General features: G+C 74.0%; 20 protein-coding genes and 1 pseudogene. 8 read left to right on the top strand and 13 right to left on the bottom strand.

Features of this window, described 5'->3' with window-relative positions; genetic code table 11:
• The first annotated feature begins 46 nt into the window (after positions 1–46).
• Together TNCT1_RS12940 and TNCT1_RS36275 are read left to right on the top strand one after the other, a co-directional pair.
• On the top strand, positions 47–628 hold the full coding sequence (locus tag TNCT1_RS12940; protein WP_143631046.1) for an RNA polymerase sigma factor: 582 nt from the start codon (positions 47–49) through the stop codon (positions 626–628).
• Positions 625–1,633, top strand: a pseudogene (locus TNCT1_RS36275) (maleylpyruvate isomerase N-terminal domain-containing protein); the annotation flags it as partial. The gene TNCT1_RS12940 and the pseudogene TNCT1_RS36275, both read left to right, overlap by 4 nt.
• A gap of 20 nt (positions 1,634–1,653) precedes the next feature.
• Here the strand turns inward: TNCT1_RS36275 and purU are convergent.
• A complete protein-coding gene (purU, locus tag TNCT1_RS12930) occupies positions 1,654–2,535 on the bottom strand; it encodes a formyltetrahydrofolate deformylase (RefSeq protein ID WP_143631045.1) in 882 nt (293 codons plus the stop codon).
• Between the two features lie 141 nt (positions 2,536–2,676).
• Positions 2,677–3,177, bottom strand: a complete 501-nt coding sequence (locus TNCT1_RS12925) for a hypothetical protein (RefSeq protein WP_143631044.1) — start codon at positions 3,175–3,177, stop codon at positions 2,677–2,679.
• A 117-nt stretch (positions 3,178–3,294) separates the two neighbouring features.
• Here TNCT1_RS12925 and TNCT1_RS12920 point away from each other — a divergent pair, with 117 nt between their 5' ends.
• Positions 3,295–4,623: an ABC transporter substrate-binding protein gene (locus tag TNCT1_RS12920; RefSeq protein ID WP_174266265.1), complete on the top strand. Its 1,329-nt coding sequence runs from the start codon at positions 3,295–3,297 to the stop codon at positions 4,621–4,623.
• A gap of 30 nt (positions 4,624–4,653) precedes the next feature.
• Here TNCT1_RS12920 and TNCT1_RS12915 read toward each other — a convergent pair whose 3' ends face one another.
• Together TNCT1_RS12915 and TNCT1_RS12910 are read right to left on the bottom strand one after the other, a co-directional pair.
• Positions 4,654–6,300, bottom strand: a complete 1,647-nt coding sequence (locus tag TNCT1_RS12915; protein WP_143631043.1) for a hypothetical protein — start codon at positions 6,298–6,300, stop codon at positions 4,654–4,656.
• A gap of 201 nt (positions 6,301–6,501) precedes the next feature.
• The gene (locus tag TNCT1_RS12910; RefSeq protein ID WP_143631042.1) at positions 6,502–7,887 is read right to left on the bottom strand and encodes a transcriptional regulator; all 1,386 of its coding nucleotides are present in this window, start codon (positions 7,885–7,887) and stop codon (positions 6,502–6,504) included.
• A gap of 276 nt (positions 7,888–8,163) precedes the next feature.
• Between TNCT1_RS12910 and TNCT1_RS12905 the strand changes: the two genes are divergently transcribed.
• The 3 genes from TNCT1_RS12905 (at position 8,164) to TNCT1_RS12895 (ending at position 11,253) form a co-directional block, all read left to right on the top strand.
• Positions 8,164–8,826, top strand: a complete 663-nt coding sequence (locus tag TNCT1_RS12905) for a bifunctional DNA primase/polymerase (RefSeq protein WP_143631041.1) — start codon at positions 8,164–8,166, stop codon at positions 8,824–8,826.
• Between the two features lie 64 nt (positions 8,827–8,890).
• Entirely contained in the window at positions 8,891–9,667 is a 777-nt protein-coding gene (locus tag TNCT1_RS12900; RefSeq protein WP_143631040.1) for an ABC transporter ATP-binding protein, read from the top strand.
• Complete coding sequence (locus TNCT1_RS12895) at positions 9,664–11,253, top strand: transporter (protein WP_143631039.1); 1,590 nt, start codon at positions 9,664–9,666, stop codon at positions 11,251–11,253. The genes TNCT1_RS12900 and TNCT1_RS12895 overlap by 4 nt, the downstream gene beginning before the upstream one ends.
• Before the next feature lie 10 nt (positions 11,254–11,263).
• Here TNCT1_RS12895 and TNCT1_RS12890 read toward each other — a convergent pair whose 3' ends face one another.
• Positions 11,264–12,124 carry an alpha/beta fold hydrolase gene (locus tag TNCT1_RS12890; RefSeq protein ID WP_143631038.1) on the bottom strand — a complete coding sequence of 287 codons (861 nt, stop codon included), beginning with the start codon at positions 12,122–12,124 and terminating at the stop codon, positions 11,264–11,266.
• A gap of 303 nt (positions 12,125–12,427) precedes the next feature.
• Positions 12,428–13,120, bottom strand: coding sequence for a metal-dependent transcriptional regulator (locus TNCT1_RS12885; protein WP_143631037.1), 693 nt, complete (start codon positions 13,118–13,120; stop codon positions 12,428–12,430).
• 237 nt (positions 13,121–13,357) lie between these two features.
• On the opposite strand from TNCT1_RS12885, the gene TNCT1_RS12880 reads away from it, so the two are divergent.
• On the top strand, positions 13,358–14,113 hold the full coding sequence (locus TNCT1_RS12880) for an SIS domain-containing protein (RefSeq protein WP_143631036.1): 756 nt from the start codon (positions 13,358–13,360) through the stop codon (positions 14,111–14,113).
• 15 nt (positions 14,114–14,128) lie between these two features.
• On the opposite strand, the gene TNCT1_RS12875 is transcribed toward TNCT1_RS12880, so the two are convergent.
• From TNCT1_RS12875 to pdxH, 3 genes are all read right to left on the bottom strand, one after another.
• On the bottom strand, positions 14,129–15,574 hold the full coding sequence (locus tag TNCT1_RS12875; protein WP_143631035.1) for a PAS domain-containing protein: 1,446 nt from the start codon (positions 15,572–15,574) through the stop codon (positions 14,129–14,131).
• Between the two features lie 119 nt (positions 15,575–15,693).
• Positions 15,694–16,149 carry a GNAT family N-acetyltransferase gene (locus TNCT1_RS12870; RefSeq protein ID WP_143631034.1) on the bottom strand — a complete coding sequence of 152 codons (456 nt, stop codon included), beginning with the start codon at positions 16,147–16,149 and terminating at the stop codon, positions 15,694–15,696.
• Between the two features lie 350 nt (positions 16,150–16,499).
• On the bottom strand, positions 16,500–17,186 hold the full coding sequence (pdxH, locus tag TNCT1_RS12865) for a pyridoxamine 5'-phosphate oxidase (protein WP_143631033.1): 687 nt from the start codon (positions 17,184–17,186) through the stop codon (positions 16,500–16,502).
• Between the two features lie 165 nt (positions 17,187–17,351).
• Between pdxH and TNCT1_RS12860 the strand changes: the two genes are divergently transcribed.
• Complete coding sequence (locus TNCT1_RS12860; RefSeq protein ID WP_143631032.1) at positions 17,352–18,452, top strand: citrate synthase 2; 1,101 nt, start codon at positions 17,352–17,354, stop codon at positions 18,450–18,452.
• Between the two features lie 288 nt (positions 18,453–18,740).
• Here TNCT1_RS12860 and TNCT1_RS12855 read toward each other — a convergent pair whose 3' ends face one another.
• From TNCT1_RS12855 to TNCT1_RS12840, 4 genes are all read right to left on the bottom strand, one after another.
• Positions 18,741–19,772 (bottom strand): isopenicillin N synthase family oxygenase, encoded by a 1,032-nt coding sequence (locus TNCT1_RS12855; RefSeq protein ID WP_143631031.1) that lies wholly within the window; start codon positions 19,770–19,772, stop codon positions 18,741–18,743.
• 276 nt (positions 19,773–20,048) lie between these two features.
• Positions 20,049–20,654 carry a TetR/AcrR family transcriptional regulator gene (locus tag TNCT1_RS12850; RefSeq protein WP_143631030.1) on the bottom strand — a complete coding sequence of 202 codons (606 nt, stop codon included), beginning with the start codon at positions 20,652–20,654 and terminating at the stop codon, positions 20,049–20,051.
• Positions 20,642–21,379, bottom strand: coding sequence for an enoyl-CoA hydratase family protein (locus tag TNCT1_RS12845; RefSeq protein WP_143631029.1), 738 nt, complete (start codon positions 21,377–21,379; stop codon positions 20,642–20,644). The genes TNCT1_RS12850 and TNCT1_RS12845 overlap by 13 nt, the downstream gene beginning before the upstream one ends.
• Positions 21,376–22,941 (bottom strand): 4-coumarate--CoA ligase family protein, encoded by a 1,566-nt coding sequence (locus tag TNCT1_RS12840; protein WP_143631028.1) that lies wholly within the window; start codon positions 22,939–22,941, stop codon positions 21,376–21,378. Before TNCT1_RS12840 ends, TNCT1_RS12845 begins: the two co-directional genes overlap by 4 nt.
• Positions 22,942–22,947 lie beyond the last annotated feature (6 nt).

The following is a 22,947-nucleotide window of genomic DNA, read 5'->3' as shown; positions in this document are numbered from 1 at the left end:
TGCAGACACGCTGGACCTGTCGGACGAGCGCGAGGGGAGGGGCGACATGGCGCAGAAGGACGTACCGCCCCGCTGGGACCGCAAGATGCAGCAGCGGCTCGCACGCGGCGAGGCCGCGGCCCTCGGCGAGCTGTACGACCGCTTCGCCTCCCTGGTGCACAGCCTCGCCCACCGGGTCCTCGGCGACGAGCGGGCCGCCGACGGCGTCACCCGCGAGGTGTTCGCGCACGTCTGGGAGCACCCCGACACCTACGACCCCAAGCAGGGCCCGCTGCGCACCTGGGTGGCCCAGGTGACCCAGCGGCTGGCCGTGCAGCGGCTGCGCGCCGACGAGTCCGCCGCGCTCCCCCGGGGCGGGAGCGGCTTCGCGGAGGAACTGGAGAGCCTGGAGAGCAGGGTGCGCCGGGCCTCGGTGGCCGCCCGCGCCGACTACATCGTCCACTCGATGCCCGCCCCGCTGCGCGCCGCGCTCGAACTGGCCTACTTCCAGCGGCGCGACTACCGGCAGGCCGCCGCCGACCTCGGCGTCACCGAGGACGAGGCCCGGCGCCGGCTCCGCCTCGGTCTCCAGTTGCTGTCCACCGCGCACGACGCCGGCGCCCCGCCGGGATACGGAGGTGCGGTGTGACCGGCCCCGAGGGCTTCGCCGAGCACGACGGGCCCGACGACGAACGCGAACTCCGTATCCCGCCGCCCCGCGCCTCCGTCGAGGACAGCGGGCTGCCCCTGCCCGACGCCGCCGATCCCGGGGAACCCGCGCCCGTGCCGCTCGAGTTGTCGCACGATGTCCTGAAGTCGCTCCTCGGCGCCTGGGCCCTCGCGGCCTGTTCGGCGGCGGAGACGGCGGCCGTGGAGGAACACCTCGGCGACTGCGGCGGCTGCGCGGACGAGGCACGCCGGCTGCGCGAGGCGGTCGGACTGCTGCACCAGCCGGAGAGCCTCGACCTGGACCCGGCCCTGCGCACCCGCGTTCTGGAGAGCTGCCTGACACGCCGGCCGCCGCGCATCCCGGTGCCCGAGTGGGCGGCGCCCTACGACGCCGAGACCGCGCGGCTGGACGCGCTGCTGCAGGACTTCGGGGACGCCGAGTGGCACGCGCCGGTGCGGCTGCGGTGGTTCGAGGCAGGCGCGGCGACGAGCCGCCGCACCACCGTGGCCGGGGTGATCGCCCATCTGCTGTCGGTGGACGGGCTGGTCGCCGTGGCGCTCGGTCTGGACGATCCGCTCGCCGAGGCCGTCGGTGACGCGGGGCGGGCCGCGGCGGGACCGGCCGCGCGCACCGAGGCGTTCTGGCGCGCGTCGCACTTCCCGCCGACCCGGTCCGTGCGGTCGCCCTGGCGGGAGCAGAGCCACCTGCTGGTGCGCACGGTGTCCTTCACGGGCGGCGGCGCCGGCGGGCTCGAGGTGCCGTACGGCGGCTTCGGGCTGCCGCTGCGCGACGCGATGCTGGACCGGGCCTTCGAGTGCTGGGTGCACGCGGAGGACATCGCGGAAGCGGTGGACTACCCCTACGAGCCGCCCGCGCCTCGGCACCTGCACCGGATGATCGACCTGGCGGCCCGGATGCTGCCGGCCGCGCTGGCCGAGCGGCGGCGGGCCGGACTGGCCGTGACGGGCCCGGGCGGGAGGCCCTGGGGGCCTCCTTCAACAGGCCTAGGCGAAGACGACCGTCCGGCGGCCGTTGAGCAGGATCCGGCGTTCCGCGTGCCACTTCACCGCGCGGGCCAGCGCCTGGCACTCCACGTCGCGGCCCACGGCGACCAGGCCCTCCGGCGTGACGTCGTGGCCCACCCGCTCGACCTCCTGCTCGATGATCGGGCCCTCGTCGAGGTCGGCGGTGACGTAGTGGGCCGTGGCGCCGATGACCTTGACGCCCCGCGCGTGCGCCTGGTGGTACGGCTTCGCGCCCTTGAAGCTCGGCAGGAACGAGTGGTGGATGTTGATGATCCGGCCGCTGAGCCGCTTGCACAGGTCGTCCGAGAGGACCTGCATGTAGCGGGCGAGGACGACCAGTTCCACGCGCTCCTCGCGCACGATCTCCAGCAGCCGCGCCTCGGCCTCGGCCTTGTTCTCCCTCGTCACCGGGATGTGGTGGAAGGGGATGTGGTACGAGCCCACCAGCTCTTCGAAGTCGGTGTGGTTGGAGACCACGGCCGCGATCTCCACCGGCAGCGCCCCGGTCCGCGCGCGGAACAGCAGGTCGTTCAGGCAGTGCCCGAACCTGCTGACCATCAGCACGACGCGCATCTTCTCGTCGGCCCGGTGGATCTGCCAGTCCATGTGGAAGGAGTCGCCGATCGCCGCGAAGCTCGCCCGCAGCTTCTCCACCGTCACCGGCGCATCGGCCGAGAAGTGGACGCGCATGAAGAACAGGTCCGTGTCGTGGTCGCCGAACTGCTGGCTGTCCTCGATGTTGCAGCCGGTCATGAACAGGTAGCTCGACACGGCGTGCACGATGCCCTTCTTGTCAGGGCAGGAGAGGGTGAGGACGTACTGGTCGGCCGGGGCGGCGGCGCGGGCGGGCTGCTCGTTCATGCACCACAGGTTCCCACACCGGCCACGAGCCGTGAGCGGTCGTCCCGCAGGGCGGACGGGTGGCGAAACGGGCTGTGGGGCGGCCCCCGGCGCCGGGCGGCGGTCCGCGGCGGACCCGCCGCCGCCCGCGCGGCGCCTCGCCTACGCGGTCCTCGTCATGATCCGCAGGACCTCGAGGGTGCGCGGGGCCGTGTCCGGGTCGTCGCCGTCGCTGGCCGCGAGACGCAGGTGCGCGTCCCGCGCCGCCCGCACCGCCTCTGGCCACGCGTGATGGTCGAGGTAGGCGGAGACCGGCGCGTCCGGGCCCACCTGGTGCATGATCCGCAGCACCCGCAGCACGGCCGTGTCGACCAGCGCCGCCTCCTGGGAGTCCCGGAATATCGTGCCGACGTACTTCTCCGCCGACCAGTTGTCCAGCCAGGTGTCCTCCACCAGCCGGTACACGGCGTCGGTGACGTCCCCGTACCCGTCCACACCGGCCAGCCAGACGTCGCGCTGGAACACCGGGTCGGAGAGCATGTGCAGCGCGGAACGCACGTTGCTGCGCCAGCGCCACCACGGCATGTCGTTCAGTGGCATGCCGCCCATGGTGGAGGAGCGACGGCCGCGACGGGAAGAGTTCTCCGAACCTTGCACGGTCATCGATCGTACGTTCCCCACCACGCCGGTCGCACCGGCCCCCGGAATTCACCTCGGTGTCACCTTTCATCGACCGAGGGTCACTCCTGGGTTAGCGGTGTGAGGGAATCGTGCGTGTCCATGACCGGCAGGCGACGCTTCCGCAGCACCTTCCTCCCCTCCTCCACCCGGCCCGCCAGAGCGGTCCTGCTCGCCGCGGGCGCACTGACCGCGGTCGCGTCGCTCACCGCCGGATGCGGGGTCATCCCCGGTGCCACGGGGGGCTCCGGGGACGACCCGATCAAGGTGATGACGTGGGCGCCGCAGAACACGGACGCCACCAACAAGCCGGGCATGCCCGCGATGGCCCGCGCGTACGGCAAGTGGATCAACAGTCACGGCGGCATCAACGGCCGCAGGCTCGAGGTCCTGACCTGCAACGACCACAACGACAGCGTGGGCGCGGCTAGGTGCGCCCGGCGCGCCGCCGCCGAGGACGTCATCGCCGTCGTGGGCTCCTACAGCCAGTACGTCGACTCCTACCTCGCCCCGCTGGAGAGCGCCGGCATCCCCTACATCGGCGGCTACGGCATCAGCAACGACGAGTTCACCGGCCAGATGTCGTACCCCGTCAACGGGGGCCAGCCCGCCCTGCTGGCCGGACTGGGCCGGGCGCTGGCCGCGGCCTGCGGCCAGGTCGCCCTGGTGCGCCCGGACAGCATCGCGGGCGACCAGTTCCCCACCCTGCTCGACTCGGGCCTGAAGGCGGGCGGGCACGCGGCGACCGGCGACCAGCTCGCCGCCGAGAACGCCACCGAGTACGACTCCCAGGCCGAGCAGGCGCTGCGCTCCGCGACCGCGAACGGGACGAAGAAGGGCTGCGTGGTGCCCGCGCTCGGGGACCGCACGAGCACCTTCATGGACTCCTTCCGGCGCTCCCGCGACGCCTTCCCCGCAGTGCGCACGGCGACCGTGACGGGCAGCGTCGACCAGAGCGTGATCAACGCGACGGGCGGTGCGTCGAGCCCCTACGAGGGGGCGTACATCACCGGCTGGTACCCGGTGACGTCCGACCCCCGGTGGGACCCGATGAAGAAGGTGATCAGCGAGGAGGCCTTCAGCGACAACCGCATCGACCCCGCGGACGCCGGAGTGCAGACCACCTGGATCGCCTACACCGTGCTCAGGGCCGTGCTCGCAAAGATCGGCGACGGCGAGGTGAGCGCCGACAGCGTGCGGCACACCCTCGACAAGGACCTGAAGGTGTACACCGGGGGCCTCACCCCGACCCTGCACTGGCCCTACGAGGGCAAGCTCGCCGGCCTCGGCCTGCCCCGGCTGGTCAACGCCGACGTGACCCTCCAGGTGGTCGAGGACGGCAAGCTGGTCGAGGCGAAGAAGTCCCCGGGCTCGGGATTCGACGGCATCACCGACATGACGAGCACGCTCCAGGGAGCGGACCTCGACTGACCCGGCCCGCGGCCCGGCGCCCCGCCCAGCTCAGAGCTGGGTCGGCTGGCGCTGGGTCAGGCCGTACTTCTTGGCGATGGTGTTCCACAGCGCCGCCGCCCTGGTCTTCTGGGCGCTCGCGGTGCCGCTCTCCCGGTCGCCCGCCTGGGTCTCGCCGGTGCCCCGGGCATGGCCCTTGTGGCAGCCCTTCTTGCCGCCGCCCACCTGGCCGGCCCAGGCCGCGTAGTGGTTGTCGGCGGCGGCCGAGGCCTGCCAGGCCTTGGTGAGGGCGGCGGTCAGCTCGGCGTTGGCCGGCAGTTTGTCGACCGACAGCTGGCCCAGCCGGGTGACCAGGCCGTTGCGCTGCTTGGCGGCGTTGCGCAGGTCGGTGGCGGCCTGGCCGAGGTTGTCGCACCGTCTGACGTTCGCCACCGCCTGGATCACCGAGGCCCGGCTGCTGCCGCTGTCGGCGAGCAGCTTGTCCAGGGCGATGGCCTGCTGCTCGGCCGGGTCGGCGGACGCGGCCGCGGAGGGCGAGTCCTGGGTGACCGGGGAGGAGGCGGCGACGGTCTCGCCGTCGGTGCCCTTGTCCCCTCCCCCGCCGCTGAGCAGCGCGCCGGCGCCCACGCCGAGGACCACGATGCCGACGCCGACGGCCGCGATCAGCGGCACCCGCGAGCGGCCGCCGCGCCCGCGCCCGCCGTCCAGGGGTGGCTCGTACGGCGGCTGCGCCGGGCCGGGGTGGGCGTTCGGGGGCTGGACGCGCGGCATCTGCTGCGTGGTCCCGGCCGGGGCCTGGTCGCCGGGGCCGCCGCGGAAGAGGTTGTCGAACTCGGCGGGCGGCTGCCGCTCGCCGCCGTGCGCCTGGGCGCCGTAGGGCGGGATGTACTGCGTGGCCTCCGCGTCGGAGTGCCCGACCGGCATCGCGCCCGGGGTCACCGGAGGCATGTACTGGGTGGCGCCCTCGTCGGCCGGAGCCACCGGGACCGGGGGCATGTACTGGGTCGCGCCCTCGTCCGCCGGAGGAGCCGGGACCGGCGGTATGTACTGGGTGGCGCCCTCGTCCGCCGGAGCGGCCGGGACCGGCGGTATGTACTGGGTCGCGCCCTCGTCGGCCGGGGGCAGCGGGGCGCCCTGCGCCGGGTACGCGGGCGGCAGGGGCGCCGAGGGCTGCCCCGGGTACTGCTGGTAGGCGTCGGGCGTGCCGTAGCCGGGCTGCGGGGCGTCGGGCGTGCCGTAGCCCGGCTGCGGGGCGTCGGGCGTGCCGTAGCCGGGCTGCTGGGCGGCTCCGTACGGGGCCTGCGGGTTCCCGCCGTAGGCGGACCCGCCCGCGCCGTCGTACTGGCCGTAGCCCGGGGCCTGGCCGTAGCCCGGTGCCTGGCCGTACGCCTGGTCGCCGTACGACGGGGCCGGTGCGCCCTCGGGGGGCAGCGGGCCGGGACCGGCGGCGGGCTGCCGCTGTTCCGGGGTGCCCCACTGCTGGGCGGCCGCCGGCGGCCACTCCTGGTCCTGCTGCGGCTGCTGCCGCTCGGGGCCCCAGGAGCCGCCCCAGGCCTGGCCGCCCGTGGGCGCGCCGGGGGCCGGGGCGGGCGCGCCGGTCATGCCCGGCAGCAGCGGCTCGCCTCCGTCGGAGGGCAGCACGATGCCTTCGTGCGCGGGTCGCGCCGAGGGCTCCTCGCCCTGTCCACTCTGCGTCACCAGGACTCCTACGATTGGGGGACCTTCGGAATCGTCGGCTCACGCTACCGGGTCCCCGGAGCCGGGTGCCACGCAGCTCAGGGCGCGATCTTCTGCCCTGTGACAGCGGTAACAAAACCGCCCCGCGGCACGCTGTATATGGCACCCGCCGTGCGTGCGGGCGCCGTTGGCCGTGTGTTCACGTATCCGCGGGGCCGCCGTTCAGGCAGCGGGCTGCAGGTCGAGGCGGGCTCCGAACTCCCTGACCACCGCCTCGTCCCGGAACGGTTCCAGGCGCTGCTGCAGGTCCTCCAGGTATTCGGCGCCCCGGTTGGAGCGGAGCGTCTCCAGCAGTTCCACCGCCTTCAGGCCGGTGCCGCAGGCCTGCTCGATCTCGCGCTGCTGCACCTGGGCCGTGGCGAGCAGCACATAGCCGATGGCGCGGCGCCGGGCCCGGGTCTCGGGGTGGCCGGCCAGCGACTGCTCGGCGTACCGGGCCGCCGCCTCGGCCTGGCCGAGGTCGCGGTGGCAGTGCGCCAGTTCGTCGGCCAGGTAGGCCTCGTCGAAGTGCGCGATCCACGCCGGGTCGTCCCCGGAGGCCGCGTCCGCCCGCTCCATCGAACCGACCGCCCGTCCGGCCGCCGCCTGTGCCGCGCGCACGTCACCGAGCAGGGCGTGCCCACGCGCCTCGGCCGCGTGGAACATCGCCTCCGCCCGCGGGGTGACCCGGCCGCGCGCTCCCTCCTGCGCCGCGCGCGCGAGCTGGGAGATCTCGCGCGGGTTGCCGAGCTCGGCGGCCAGGTGGCTCATGGAGGCGGCGAGGACGTATCCGCCGTAGCCGCGGTCCCCGGCCGCCTGGGCGAGCCGCAGCGACTGGATGTAGTAGCGCTGGGCCAGGCCCGGCTGCCCGGTGTCGACCGCCATGTAGCCGGCCAGCTCGGTGAGCCGGGCCACGGCCGCGAAGAGCTCCCGGCCGACCGCCTCCCGGTACGACCCGGCGAGCAGCCCGGAGACCACGCTGTTGAGGTAGTGCACGACCACCGGGCGCACGTGCCCGCTGCCGTACTGGTGGTCGAGGTCCGTCAGCGCCCGGGTCATGGACCGTACGGCCGCCACGTCGGACAGGCCCACGCGCGGGCCCGCGTGCCGGGACACCTGCGGGTCCGGCGCCGAGATCAGCCAGTCGCGGCTGGGCTCGACCAGCGCGGAGGCGGCGACGGAGGAGCCGGACAGGAAGTCCCGCCGGCCCACGTCGCTGCGCCACAGCTCGCAGACCTGCTCGATGGCCCCCAGTACCGTCGGCGAGAACTGGAGACCGACCCCCGAGGCGAGGTTCTTGCCGTTGGCCATGCCGATCTCGTCGATCGTGACCGTACGGCCGAGCTTGCGCCCGAGTGCCTCGGCGATGATCGCCGGGGCCCGGCCCCGCGGCTGCTGGCCGCGCAGCCAGCGGGCCACGGACGTCTTGTCGTAGCGCAGGTCGAGACCGTGCTCGGCGCCGCACATGTTGACCCGCCGGGCCAGCCCGGCGTTGGAACACCCCGCTTCCTGGATGAGTGCCTGCAGCCGTTCGTTCGGCTGCCTCGCCACGAGAGGCCTTGCGGCCATGCGCTACCCCCTGCGAACCCCTGGAGCGTGAAGATCCGGCCGGAGGGCTCCGGCCGAGAAGATCACTGCCCAGCTGACATACCGTCAATGCGTGACATGTGCGGTTTGCCGGGGTGTAGGCAGTTGCCACCCCCACCCCTGGCTACCCATCTCCCGCCCCGGTTCCTCCCACGCGCCCCCACCTGTGCACCCATGCGCCCCAAAGGCGAAAAGGATGCTCCTCCCCGGCGCGCGCTCCGGCCGTAACCCGAGGTGGGCGCGGGAGTTGAGTGGAGCGTGGAAGAGATGATCGCGGGCACGACGGCCGCCCAGGTTCCGCAGCAGCGCGGGCAGTCGCTGCTGGAGACCGCCGTACGCTACGCCGAGGAGCGGCACTGGGACGTGTTCCCGGGCACCTGGCTGGAATCCGCCGCCGGCGCGCAGCGCTGCTCGTGCGGCGACGCCTCCTGCCCCGCGCCGGGTGCGCACCCCGCGCGCCCCGACTGGGCGGCCCAGGCGACCGGCAGCGCGAGCGCGGCCCGGCGGATGTGGCAGCAGCAGCCGACGGCGTCGATCCTGCTGCCCACGGGGCTGACCTTCGACGCGGTGTCCGTCCCGGAGAGCGCGGGGTTCCTGGCGCTGGCCCGGATGGAGCGGATGGCGCTGACCCTCGGGCCGGTGACGCTGGCCCCGGACCGGCGGATGCAGTTCTTCGTGCTGCCGGGGGCCGCTGCGAAGATCCCCGGGGTGGTGCGGAAGCTGGGCTGGTCACCGGCCTCGCTGGACCTGGTGGCGCTGGGCGAGGGGAACTACGTCGCCGCTCCCCCCACCCGGTTCGGCTCCCGGGGCGCCGTGCAGTGGGCCTGCCGGCCGACCCCCGCGAACCGCTGGCTGCCGGACGCCGAGGAACTGGTCCCGCCACTGGCCTACGCGTGCGGCCGGGACCGCATGGACCGCTGACGTCACGCACGGCGGGCACGGTCCCGCATACCTGGGGGGACGGAAGTCGCCGTAGCCTTCGTGCATGACCGAAGCTGCGGTGTGTGTGCGGGGGCTCTGGAAGCGATTCGGGCAGCAGGTCGCCGTCGGGGGCGTCGATCTCGACCTGCCGGCCGGGAAGTTCGTCGGGCTGGTCGGCCCGAACGGCGCCGGGAAGACCACCACCCTGTCCATGGTGACCGGGCTGCTGCGGCCCGATCAGGGGTCCGTCGAGGTCGTCGGGCACGACGTGTGGCGCGACCCGGTCGCGGTCAAGGCCCGGATCGGCGTACTGCCCGAGGGACTGCGGCTGTTCGAGCGGCTGTCGGGGCGCGAGCTGCTCGGGTACTCCGGGCGGCTGCGGGGGCTGCCCGGCGCCGAGGTCGACAAGCGGGCCGCGCAGTTGCTGGACGTGCTCGATCTCGCCGGGTCGCAGCACAAGCTCGTCGTCGACTACTCCACCGGCATGCGCAAGAAGATCGGTCTCGCGGCCGCCCTCCTGCACAACCCCGAAGTCGTCTTCCTCGACGAGCCGTTCGAGGGTGTCGACCCGGTGTCCGCGCAGACGATCCGGGGCGTGCTGGAGCGGTACACCGCCTCCGGCGCCACCGTCGTCTTCTCCTCCCACGTCATGGAGCTGGTCGAGTCGCTGTGCGACTGGGTGGCCGTCATGGCGGCGGGCCGCATCCGGGCCACCGGGACGCTGGCCGAGGTGCGCGGCGAACACCCCACGCTGCAGGCGGCCTTCCTCGAGCTGGTGGGGGCGCGCGGCCGGGACTCGGCGTCCCGGCTGGACTGGCTGGGCGGCGGGGCCGCCCGATGACGGGCACCACCGCCGTCCTCGTACGGCTGAAGCTGTCGCTGCTGCGCAACGGGCTGCGGCAGTCGGCGGGCCGGCGGGCCGCGTTCGCCGCCTCGGCGGTCGTCGCGCTGCTGTTCGCCCTGCTGCAACTGGTCGGTCTGCTCGCGCTGCGCGGCCACGCGCACGCCGAGGCCGTCGCCGTGCCCGGCACCGCCGTACTGGCCCTGGGCTGGGCCGTCATGCCGCTGTTCTTCCCCGGCGGCGACGAGACCCTGGACCCCACCCGGCTGGTGATGCTGCCGCTGCGGCCCGGACCCCTGGTGCGGGCCCTGCTGGCCGCCTCGCTGGTCGGGATCGGGCCGCTGTTCACGCTGCTGCTGCTGACCGGATGCGCGCTCTCGGTGGCGCACGGGACCGCGGGGTACGTCACCGCGGTGCTCGCCGTCGTCCTCGCGCTGCTGGTCTGCGTGGCACTCGCCCGGGCCGTCGCCGCCGCCAACGTACGGCTGCTGACCAGCAGGAAGGGGCGCGATCTCGCGGTGCTCAGCGGTCTGGTGATCGCCGTTGGGGCGCAGCTCGTCAATTTCGGCGCGCAGCGCCTCGGTTCGGCCGGGCTGGGGCCGTTGCGGCCGGTCGCGGACGTGCTGTCCTGGGTGCCGCCCGCCTCCGCGGTGGGCGCGGTGCACGCGGCGAGCGAGGGCTCGTACGGCGGGGCCGGCGGCCGGCTGCTGCTGTCGCTGGCCGCGTTGGCGCTGCTGCTGGCCGTGTGGGCGCGGAGCCTGAACCGGCTGATGACCGCACCGGACGGATCCACCCTGCAGGCCCCGGACGCGGGCACCGGGGACCGCGCCGGATCGGGCCGGCTCGGCCGGCTGCTGCCCGGCGGGCGCACGGGCACCGTCATGGAGCGCGCCCTGCGCTACGTCTGGCGCGACCCGAAGACCAAGTCGGCGTGGGTGACCTCGCTGGCCATCGGGCTGATCGTGCCGGTCTTCAACGCCGTCCAGGGCACCGGTTCGATCTACTTCGCGTGCTTCGCCGCCGGAATGCTCGGCATCCAGATGTACAACCAGTTCGGCCAGGACACCTCCGCCTTCTGGATGGTGGCCATGACCATCTCCTCGCCCCGCGACGCCTACGCCGAGCTGCGCGGACGGGCCCTGGCCCTGCTGGTGATCACCCTGCCGTACGCCGCGCTCGTCACCGTGCTGACCACCGCGCTGCTGGGCGCCTGGGACCGGTTGCCGGAGGTGCTCGGCCTGTCCCTGGCCCTGCTCGGGGCCATGCTGGCGACCGGCGCCTGGACCTCGGCCGGCTTCCCGTACTCCATCCCGCAGGAGGGCCACAAGAACGTGGCGCCCGGGCAGGCCGGACTCGCCTGGATCTCCGTCTTCGGCGGCATGGTCGCGTCCGCCCTGCTCTGCTCCCCCGTCATCGCGGCGACGATCTGGCTGAACGTCAGCGCGGGCGGGGACGCGTGGACCTGGGTGCTGCTGCCGCTGGGAGCGGCGTACGGGGCGGGGATCGCCCTAGGGGGCCTGCGGCTGGCCGCACCGCGCACGGCGGCCCGTCTGCCGGAGATCCTGACGGCGGTGAGCAAGGGCTGAGACCGGGCGGTCAGACCGTCGCGAGGCGCTCGAGGAAGGGTTCGACGGCCGCCCGCCAGGCCGCCGGCTGGTCGTAGTGGACGAGGTGGCCGGCGTCGGCGACCTCCGCGTACTCCCCGAGCGGCAGCACCCGCACCATCTCCTGCGCCTCGGCCCGCCCCAGCTCCCCGTCCAGCCCTCGCACCACGAGCGTGGGGCAGCGCACCTGGGCCAGCTCCTCCCAGTGGGCGTCGTACACCCAGCTCTCCCGGGTGCGGAGCATCTGGTCCGGCTCGAAGACGGGGCGCCAGCCGTCGGCGGACTCGTGCATCACCTCGGCGTAGAACTCGCCGCGCGAGGGGTTGGGCCGCTCCACCCAGGGGTCGTCCTCGCCGAACCACTTGCGGACGTCGGCCAGGGTGGCGAAGGGGACGGGCCAGGAGCGGAACCACTCGGCCCACTCCCGCTGCGAGGCCGCGCCGAGCGCGGAGGCGCGCATGTCGCAGACGACCAGGCCGCGCACCAGGTCCGGGCGCCTGGCGGCGAGCTGCCAGGCGGTCAGGGCGCCCATGGCGTGGCCGATGAGGACGGCGGGGCCCAGACCGAGCTGTTCCAGGGCGGCCTCGGCGTCGTCGACGTACGCCTCCCGGCCGTAGGCGGCCTGCGGGTGCTTGTCGCTGCGCCCGTGACCGCGCTGGTCCAGTGCGACCGCGCGGTGGCGCTCGGCGAGCCAGCGGGCGGTGGGCGCCCAGTGCGAGGCGCGGCCCATCAGGCCGTGCAGTAACAGCACCCCCGGAGCGCCGGGCTCCGCCTCCGGTTTCGGAGGATCGGCATACTCCCAGGCGGTCAGGCGCACCCCGCCCGTTCCCATCACGTCGATACGCCGTGCCATCGGCCTGGTACCCCCCAGCTCCGCCTGCCTCGTACCCGTGTACTGCCGTTCTCGCCGTCCGTCGGTCCTGCCGCCGCAGGCTATCGAATGCCCTTTCGAAAATAGTGCCTCTGCGAGCAACACCCCTCCTTCGAGTGACGCCCTCCGAGGAATGATCGCCGCCGCCGAGGGGATCTTTCTGGCGGGAGGCGGACCACTCGGGGAAAAGCGGTCCGAGGGGATTGACCCTGAGAGCTCGGGGCTCCGGGTCAGCAACAGGGGAGGACGGGCCCCGGCGCCGACAGGCGCCGGGGCCCTCCCGCGTCAGCGCTTGGCGACGAACACGTGCGAGGCGACGTCCGCCTCCAGCTCGGCCGCCTCACCGCCGCTGCCGACGAGCACACCGCCCGCCGACTCCGTCACGCTCACCACCGAACCGGGCTGCACGCCCGCCCGGCGCAGCGTGTACATGAGCTGCGCGTCCGTCTGGATCGGCTCGCCGATACGCCGGACCACGACCGTCTTGCCGTCCGTGCCCGCGTCCAGATCGGCCAGCGACACCATGCCCTCGTCCAGGAACGGATTCGCCCCGTCCTTCTCGCCCAGCTCCTCAAGACCCGGGATCGGGTTGCCGTACGGCGACTCCGTGGGGTGCCGCAGCAGCTCCAGCACCCGGCGCTCCACGGCCTCGCTCATCACGTGCTCCCAGCGGCACGCCTCCGCGTGCACCTGCTCCCACTCCAGGCCGATCACGTCGACCAGGAGACACTCCGCGAGCCGGTGCTTGCGCATCACACGCGTGGCCAGCCGGCGCCCCTCGTCGGTGAGCTCCAGGTGACGGTCGCTCGCCACGGACACCAGACCGTCGCGCTCCATACGGGCCACGGTCTGGCTCACCGTCGGCCCGCTCTGGTCCAGCCGCTCCGCGATGCGGGCGCGCATGGGGACCACGCCTTCCTCTTCGAGCTCGAGGATGGTTCGGAGATACATCTCCGTGGTGTCGATCAGTCCGGACATACGTGCCCCTCGATTACCTCTGCCGGAAGCTCGCCCGGCGCGTGCGCTGGCCCTGACCCCAATTCTGCCGGATACCACCGACAACCGTCCCGCACCGACGGGACGAACAGGCCCGACGCGCCCGCGGGCGGGCCCACCGCCGGGCGGGAAACCGGCCCCCCGCCCACGCCGTATTGACACCGCACTGGTCCAGACCGCACCGTGATCCGCGACACAGACGCTGCGAAGGGGCACCGCATGAGCGACGGCACACCCGCCGACCTGTTCTTCGACGCCGCCATCGGCCTGCTGCAACGAGTCCGCGAGGAGGAGTCCGGGGCGATCACCGCCGCGGCCGCCCTGCTCGCCGACACCGTCGCGTCCGGCGGCCGCCTGTTCGCGTTCGGCGCCGGACACTCCTCGCTGGCCGCCCAGGACGTCGTCTACCGGGCCGGCGGGCTCGCGCTCATGAACCTGCTCACCGTCCCCGGCGTCGTCGGCGTCGACGTCACCCCGGCCACCCTCGGCTCCGCCCTCGAACGCGTCGACGGACTCGCGAGCGCCGTCCTGGACACCTCCCCCCTGCGCACCGGCGACGCCCTCGTGATCGTCTCCCTGTCCGGCCGCAACGCCCTGCCCGTCGAGATGGCCCAGGGCGCACGCGCCCGCGGCGTGAAGGTCATCGGCGTCACCTCGGTCGCGTACGCCTCGGAGACCACCTCCCGGCACTCCTCCGGCACCTTCCTCAAGGACCACTGCGACATCGTCCTGGACTCGAAGATCACGGTCGGCGACGCGGAACTCACCCTCGACACCATCCCCGCGCCCTTCGCCCCGGCCTCGACCGTGGTCACCACCGCCCTGATGCAGGCCGTCGTCGCCACCACCGCGGCCGACCTCGCCGACCGCGGCATCGAACCCCCGCTGCTGCGCTCCGGCAACGTCGACGGCGGCCACGACTGGAACGCCCGCGTCATGACCGAGTACGGCGACCGCATCTTCTACCGGCACTGACACCCGGGCGCCGGACTACTCCCCCGCACCCCGCGCCCGCAGCGCCTCCGCCAGGTCCAGCGCCGCCCCCACCCGCACCGCCACGTCCTCCGCGTAGGCCGCGTCCGCCCGCTCGAAGCGGCTCCGGCCGGCCCCGCGCAGGAACGTGACCACGCCCAGCGTCCGGCCCCGGCTGCGCAGCACCGCGCACAACGCGTGCGCCGCGTCGCCGGGCCACTGCCGGGCCAGCGCCCAGTCCCGCGCCCGCTCCGCCGGCACCGACCCCGCGTCCGCGCGCACCGTGCCCGCCCGCTCCACGCACTGCAGCGCCGGATGCCCCGGCTCGTAGCGCAACGGCAGCCCGGCCGCGCCCGTGACCAGACTCGGCCCCGGCGCCCCGGCGGGCGACGCGGCGAGCCGCACCAGCCGTACCGGAGCCGGCTCGTCGCCCTCCGCGCGCCGCGCACCGGCGAGACGGTCGAGCAGCGCGTGGTCCGCGAAACCCGCGAGCGCGAAGTCCAGGTGCACGGTGGCCGCCTCCGCCGGGTCCTCGCACTCCGCTGCGGCCCGCGCGGCCCGGTGCAACTGGTTGCCGCGGAAGCGCAGCAGCGACGCCTCCTGCTCCCCCTGCCTGGCCTCGGTGACGTCCTGGAAGAGCCAGCCCACACCGAGCGGCACCGGCTCCTCCGCCAGCGGCGAGGCCAGCCGCACGAACCCGCTGCGCCAGCAGCGCCGCCGCTCGCCCTCGGCCCCGCGCACCGCCACCCACATCTCGGCGGGCGCGGGCGGCGCGCCCTCGGCCAGCACATGGGTGAGGGCGCTCTCCAGCTCCTCCGCCCCCTGCGCGAGCAGCTCGCCCAGCGGCCGCCCCAGCGCCGACGTGCGCCCGACGCCCAGGGCCCGCGCGGCGTGCCCGTTGACCACCGCCGGCCGCAGATCGGCGTCCACCAGGACCACACCCCAGGCCGCGTCCTCGAACAGCGCCTCGCTCAGCGCGATCGACCGCTCCAGATCGATCTGCGTGTGCACCTCGCTGAAGGCGCAGTACACCCCCGCCGGCTTCCCGTCCGGACCGCGCACGGCGGCCGACTGCGTCCGCACCAGCACCCGGCCGCCGTCCTTCGTGACCAGCGCGAACTCGTGCACCTGCCGGCCGGGCGCGTGCATGGCCGACATCAGCCGCTCCTGCACCTCCTCGGCGTCCGCGCTGCGCACCGCCCAGCCGGCGAACCCGTGCCGCCCGACCGCCTCGGCCACCGTCCAGCCCAGGATGCGCTCCGCCTCGCGGTTCCAGTGCGTCACCACCCCGTCGGCGTCGAACGCGCACAGCGCCGCGTCCATACCGTCCAGCAGCGCGGCGAGCAGGTCGGAGCCGCCGGACTCCTCAGGGCAGTCCGTACCGTCCGGCCCGTGCGGGCCGCCCCGCTCAGGCTCGTCGGGACCCAGCTCGTCGGTGGTCCCACTCCGCCGGGAAGCACTCACCTCGACCCCCTGGACGCTGCGCCCGCGCACGCGCACGCGCGGCGCTCGGTTCGCTCATTGGCCTTCATTCAACTCGAACGTGACGCAGCCCACATCCTGTTCCCGCAAGATTGCCGCAATCATTGCCCGTCCGGCGCCGTGAGCCGCAGGTCGACCCACTCGTCGGCCTCCCCGTCGAGCACGTACCGGTCGACCTCCACGAACCCGCGCCGCCCGGCGAACCGCAGCCCGTCCTCGTTCACCGCCAGCACGCACGTCTCGACGGTCCGGGCCCCCAGCCCACGCGCGTGCGCGAGCCCGTCGTCGTAGATCACAGCACCGAACCCCCGCCGCCTGAACCCGGGCAGCACCCGCGCGATCACGGTCGCCACCGCCCCGTCCCCGGCCGGCGGCCGGACGGTGGAACACCCCACCAGCTCATCACCGAGATAGGCGTTGACCAGCCGGTACCGCCCGACCCGCCCCCGGGCGTCCGCCAGGGACATCGCCGCGGGCGGCACCACCACGTTGTGCACGTACCGCCACTGCTCGAGCATGCCGTCGCCGTCCACGGCCCGAATCCGAAGATCACCCATGCGCGGCAAGCTAGGGGCGCGTCTCGGCGCACGTCCACCGCATTCGGGCCGCCGGCCGGGGCCCGCGATAAATCCCTTGAGCATCCGCGGAACGCTTCTTAGGCTGACGGGTACGTGAGAAAGGAGGTGATCGGGTAAATGAGTGAAACCCGGACGCGCGAGGTGGCTGCGGGCTAGCGGCCTGCCACCACACGATGTGCGGTGCCGGACCAGCGTGTGCGAGACACACGCAGCCGGCCGAATCCAACGCAGTCACCCGACCCGCGAGCTCGCCGGTACGTCCGGCCGGCTTCGCCGCCGTCAGGCGGTGGAACCGAGCTCGCGGGTCGTCTGCGTTCCGCTGGCCGGAGTCACGGGCTGAGGCGTTCCAGGGTCCAGGTGCCGTCGGGGCGGCGGCTGTAGCGCAGGCGGTCGTGGAGGCGGTTCTCGCGGCCCTGCCAGAACTCGACCGTCTCGGGGGCGATCCGGAAGCCGCCCCAGTGCGGCGGGACCGGGATCTCCTCGTCCTCCGGGTGGCGCGCCTCAAGCTCGGCGTAGGCCGCTTCGAGTTCGGCGCGGGAGGCGATCACGGAGGACTGGGCGCTGGCCCAGGCGCCCAGCCTGGAGCCGCGCGGGCGGGTGCGGAAGTAGGCGGCGGTCTCCTCGCGGCCGGTGCGGCGGGCGACGCCGGTGACGATGACCTGGCGGGCGATCGGGTGCCAGGGGAAGAGCAGCGAGACGTAGGGGCCGGCGGCGAGTTCGCGGGCCTTGCGGGAGCCGTAGTTGGTGTAGAAGACGAAGCCGTCGGTGTCGAACTGCTTCATGAGGACCGTGCGGGAGCTGGGGCGGCCGGCCGCGTCCGCGGTGGAGACGACCATCGCGTTGGGTTCGTAGAGGCTGCCGTGCAGGGCCGCCCGTGCGGCGTCCTCGAACCAGCCGGTGAACTGGTCCATCGGGTGCGCGGGGCAGTCCGCCTCGTAGAGGCCCGCGGCCCGGTACTGCTTGCGCATGGCGGCGGGGTCCAGCAGCGGGTCGGGGGTGGGTTCGCGGTCGGTCACGCGGTCATCCTGCCGTATCGAACGCCCGTGGCACTGAGTGTCGCGTGGGCTCCCCAACTGTGGCACTCGGGGTTATGGTGCAGGTTCCGCCGCGGTTTGGGTGACCACCGGCCGATCGGGGCATCACCGGGGTGACCGCCGCCGACATTCACTAGGAGCCGCCTGATGTCCGATTTCGTACCCGGACTCGAAGGGGTCGTAGCGTTCGAGACGGAGATCGCCGAACCCGACAAGGAAGGCGGTGCCCTGCGGTACCGGGGCGTCGACATCGAGGACCTGGTGGGGCACGTCTCCTTCGGGAACGTGTGGGGTCTGCTGGTCGACGGCGCCTTCAATCCCGGCCTTCCGCCGGCCGAGCCGTTCCCGATCCCGGTGCACTCCGGTGACATCCGGGTGGACGTGCAGTCGGCGCTGGCCATGCTGGCCCCGGTCTGGGGTCTGAAGCCGCTGCTGGACATCGACGTGGAGCAGGCGCGGGCCGACCTGGCGCGGGCCGCGGTCATGGCGCTGTCGTACGTGGCGCAGTCGGCGCGCGGGCAGGGGCTGCCGATGGTGCCGCAGCGGGAGATCGACAAGGCGGGCTCGGTGGTCGAGCGGTTCATGATCCGCTGGCGCGGCGAGCCGGACCCGAAGCACGTGGCCGCCGTGGACGCCTACTGGACCTCGGCCGCCGAGCACGGCATGAACGCCTCCACCTTCACCGCCCGGGTCATCGCCTCCACCGGCGCGGACGTCGCGGCCGCGCTGTCCGGCGCGGTCGGTGCGATGTCTGGGCCGCTGCACGGCGGCGCGCCCTCGCGGGTGCTCGGGATGATCGAGGAGATCGAGCGCACCGGGGACGCGGCGGGGTACGTCAAGCAGGCGCTGGACCGCGGTGAGCGGCTGATGGGCTTCGGGCACCGGGTGTACCGGGCCGAGGACCCGCGCGCGCGGGTGCTGCGGCGTACGGCGCGGGAGCTGGGGGCGCCGAGGTTCGAGATCGCGGAGGCGCTGGAGAAGGCCGCGCTTGAGGAGCTGCACAACCGGCGGCCGGACCGGGTGCTGGCGACCAACGTGGAGTTCTGGGCGGCGATCATGCTGGACTTCGCCGAGGTGCCGGCGCACATGTTCACGTCGATGTTCACGTGTGCCCGGACGGCCGGGTGGTCGGCGCACATCCTGGAGCAGAAGCGGACGGGGCGGCTGGTGCGGCCGTCGGCGAAGTACGTGGGGCCGGGGCCGCGCGGCCCGCAGGACATCGAGGGGTACGCGGACATCGCCCACTGAGGACGACGCTGGGCGACGGACATCGCCCACTGAGGGCAGGCGCTGGGCGACGGCCGGGGCGTGCGTCGGTGCGCGGCGGCCCGGGCGCCGGTGCGCGGCAGCCGGTGGCCGATCCGGTCGGCGGGCCGTGGGGGCCGGTCGCGGGGCCACGGATCGTGCGGCCCGCCCCCGGCCCCCGTGGTGCGGCCCGCCCGTGACTCTCCCGGCGCGGCCCGTCCGTGGCTCACGCCGAGTCACGGGCGGGCCGCGCCGGGGTGAGCACCGTGGCTCACCCCGGGTCCCGCCGGCTCACGCCGGGGTGAGCAGGTCCCCGTGGTGGCGTGCCGCCGCCAGCGGGTGGGCCCTGAGCTTGCCCTTCAGCTCGTTGTAGCCGTACTCGGCGTACAGCGGGTTGGCCGGGTCGGTGGTGATGCCGGGGGCCGTGGCGGCGTGCGGGAAGGGCAGCGGCTCGATCCGGGCGTCCAGGCGGGGGTTGTAGAAGAACGGGACGGAGAAGCGTTCCGTCGCGCCGGCCGGGCTCACCACGCGGTGGTTGGTGGCGAGCAGGTAGCCGTTGGTCGCGACCTCGAGGAGTTCGCCGAGGTTGACGACGAAGGCGCCCTCGATCGGCGGTACGTCGTGGAAGCGGCCGTCCTCGCGCTGGACCTGGAGGCCGCCGACGGTGTCCTGCAGGAGCAGGGTGAGGAAGCCGTAGTCCTTGTGGGCGCCGACCCCCTGGCCGGTGCCGTCGCCGGCGCTGCCGGGGTAGCGGACGAGCTTGAGGTGCGGGTGGGCGTGCTCGCCGAAGACGGGGTCGTAGAAGCCGGCGGGGGCGCCGATGGCGGTCAGCAGTTCGCGCAGCAGGCGCTGGGCGACGGAGCTGAGGGTGTCGATCCAGGCGAGGGCGGCGGTGCGCAGTCCGGGGAGGGCGGCCGGCCACTGGTTGGGGCCCTGCAGCCACCAGTACGGGGGTTCGCCGGGGCCGGGGACGCGGGCGAGGCGCTCGGCGCCTATGTCGAGCTGGTCGCGCCAGTCGCGGGCGCCGGCGGTGTGTTCGTCGCCGGTGCGGGTGTAGCCGCGGAAGTGCGGGGAGCCGGTGTTGTCGAGGGCGAGCCGGTCGGCCTCGGGGAGGTCGAAGAAGGCGCGCATGGTGGTGAGCAGCGCGTCGGTCCGGGCCCGGGTCACGCCGTGTCCGACGAGCTGGAAGAAGCCGGTGTCGTGGGCGGCGCTGTGCAGTTGGGCGTGGAGCAGGGCGCGGGCCTGGGGTCCGCGGTCGGCGGCCGAGAGGTCGATGATCGGGAGCTGGGCGTACGACGGGTTCGTCGCGGTGTGCGTCGTCATGGGGTGCGTCCGCTGGGTGTACGGGGCACGGGCGGCCGCCGAGGGGTGTGGGCGGCCCCCGGGTGCCGGAACAGGGAGAAGAGCGCGAAGGGGGCTGGATCAGGCGGAGAAGCGCCGACAGCCCGTGCTCGTGACGCGCACGTAGTCCACGTGGCGGCGTCGGACGAGCATCGGAAGCATGGGGCAAGGGTACTGCGGGTCTCCGCCCGCGGGTGTGACCGGCCTCACCGGGGCGGAGTCCGCCCGGAGTTCGCCCGGGGGTGTGCCGGCCGCGGTTCAGTCCAGGGCCGTGTCCACGAGTGCCGCCCACTGGGCGACGACGCGCTCGCGGCGGGCGGTGTCGTCGGTGAGGAGGTTGGCGAGGCCGAGGCCGCGGGCCATGTCGAGCAGGCCCTGGACGGTCTCCCGGACGCCGGGGCGGGACTCGTCGGCGCCGAGGAGTTCGACGGCGATGCGGTGGGACTCGCGGCCGACGCGGGCTTCGAGTTCGGTCACGCGCGCGCGGAGCTGTTCCTCGTCGCTGGCGGCGACCCACAGGTGCAGGGCGGCGCGGAAGAGGGGGCCGGTGTAGAGGCCGACGACGGCGGAGACGACGGCGCGGCGGTCGGCGGGGCCGTCCGGGAAGAGTTCGCGCAGGGCGGTGGAGCGTTGCTCGGCGACGTACTCGACGGCGGCCGTGAACAGGTCCTCGCGGGTCGGGAAGTGGTGCTGGGCGGCGCCCCGGGAGACGCCGGCGCGTTCGGCGACCGCCGTGACCGTGGAGCCCGCCCAGCCGTGTTCGGCGAGGCAGGCCACGGCGGCTTCCAGGAGCCGCTGCCGGGTGGCCCGGCTGCGGTCCTGCTTGGGTACGCGGTCGCGTTCCGCCGTACTCACACCACCCATGCCGCATCCCGTCTTTCCAGGAAGGCCGTCATCCCCTCCCGGGCCTCGGGCGTGGAGAACAGCCGGGCCGAGAGCGCGGTCAGGCCGGCCGCGTCCCGGTCGAAGGTCTCCAGCACCCTAGCCGTGAGCAGCCGTTTCGTCTCGGCGAGGGCCTGGGGCGAGGAGCGGCGCAGGCCGTCGAGGACGGGGGCGAGTGCCTCGTCGACGTCGTCGGCGGCCACGGTGAGCAGGCCGAGGCGCACCGCTTCGGCGGGGTCGAAGCGTTCGCCGGTGAGGTAGTGGCGGGCCAGGGCGCGCGGGTCGGCGCGGGGGATGACCGGCAGGGAGATCACCGCCGGGGCGACGCCGATGCGGACCTCGGTGAAGGCGAAGGTGGCGGTGGTGGCGGCGGCGGTGATGTCGCAGGCGGCGAGCAGGCCGAGGCCGCCGGCCCGGACGTGGCCGGTGACCCGGGCGACGACGGGTCTGGGCAGTTCCACGATCTGCCGCAGCAGGCCCACCAGGGCGTCCGGGTGGGGAGGGTCGCGCAGGTCGGCCCCGGCGCAGAAGGTGGTGCCGGTGTGGGTGAGGACGACGGCGCGTACGCCGGGGTCCCCAGCGCAGTCGGCGAGGGCGTGGGCGAGGGCGTCCACGAGGGCGGCGGAGAGCGCGTTGCGGGTGTCGACGGCGTCGAGGCTGAGGGTTTCGACGCCGCGCGCGCGTGTGCGTGAGACGGCGGTGCTCATGGGTGCTCCCGGAGCTGTCGGCGGAGGATCTTCCCGGAGGCGGCGCGGGGCACGGTGTCGACGAAGGTGACGCGGCGGACGCGTTTGTAGGGGGCGACGCGTTCGGCGACGTGCAGCATGACCTCGTTCGCGCCGAGGCCGGCGGCGGGCTGGCGGACGACGAAGGCGTGCGGGATCTCGTTGCCGTCGTCGTCGCGGGCGCCGATGACGGCGGCGTCGGCGATGCCGGGGTGGGTGAGCAGCAGCGCCTCTAGTTCGGCCGGGGCCACCTGGAAGCCCTTGTACTTGATGAGTTCCTTCACCCGGTCGACGACGAAGAGCCAGCCGTCGCCGTCGACGTGCCCGACGTCCCCGGTGTGCAGCCAGCCGTCGGCGTCGATCATGGCGGCGGTGGCGTCGGGGCGGCCGAGGTAGCCCTTCATCACCTGGGGGCCGCGGATCAGGATCTCGCCGGGTTCGCCGGTGCCGAGGTCCTTGCCGGGGTCGTCGAGGGAGACGATGCGCATCTCGGTGCCTGCGATGAGCCGGCCGACGGTGCCGGCGGGCGCGTGGTGCAGGGCGTCGAGGGGGACGACGTGGGTGCCGGGCGAGAGTTCGGTCATGCCGTAGGCCTGGCCGATCGGGGGCAGGCCGAGGCGTTCGGCGCAGGCGGCGGCGAGGCGCGCGTCGAGGGGGGCGGCGGCGCTGATGACGTACTTCAGTGAGGAGAGGTCGTAGCGGGCGACCGCCGGGTGTTTGGCGAGGGCGAGGACGATCGGCGGGGCGACGTACAGGCCGGTGATGCGGTGGGTCTCGATGGCGGCGAGGAAGGTCTCCAGGTCGAAGCGGGGCAGGACGACGACGGTGGCGCCCTTGCGCAGGGGGGCGTTCATCAGGGCGGTGAGGCCGTAGATGTGGAAGAACGGCAGCACGGCGAGGATGCGGTCGCCGGGTCCGGCCGGGACGGCGGGGTCGAGCTGGGCGAGGTTGGTGGCGATCTGCCGGTGGGTGAGCATCACGCCCTTGGGGACGCCGGTGGTGCCGGAGGAGTACGGCAGGGCGGCGATGTCCTCCGCCGGGTCGAAGCCGGTCTCGGGTTCGGGGGCGGTCGCGGCGAGCATGTCGATGAGCGAGCGGTGTCCGGGTGCGCTGTCGCAGACGAATATCTCCTGGACGCCGCCCGCGAGTTCGGCGGCGCGGCGGGCGGTGCCCAGCAGCGGTGAGACGGTGACGATCCAGCGGGCCGCGCAGTCGGAGAGCTGCTTGGCGAACTCCTCGGGCGTGGCGAGCGGGTGCACCGTGGTGACGGAGGCGCCCGCGCGGGTGGCCGCGTAGAAGGCGGTCGGGAAGGCGATCGTGTTGGGGCTGTGCAGGGCGAGGACGTCGCCCTTGCGGAGGCCGGCTTCGGCGAGGGCGGCGGCGAGCCTGCGGTGGAACCGGTCCACTTGCTCGTACGTGAGGGTGGTGCCGTCCGTGCCGTCGATGAGGGCCGGGTGGTCGCCGTAGCCGGCTGCGGCACCCAGCACGGCGTCGTGGATGGGCAGTTCTACGGGCGGGACGTCTGCGTACTCGCTGCGGAACACGGTTCC

It is taken from the genome of Streptomyces sp. 1-11, from assembly GCF_007176755.1.
In the GTDB taxonomy this organism is placed as follows: domain Bacteria; phylum Actinomycetota; class Actinomycetes; order Streptomycetales; family Streptomycetaceae; genus Streptomyces.
Note: the sequence above shows the minus strand (reverse complement) of the source record. Positions and strands in the feature narration are given on the sequence as shown.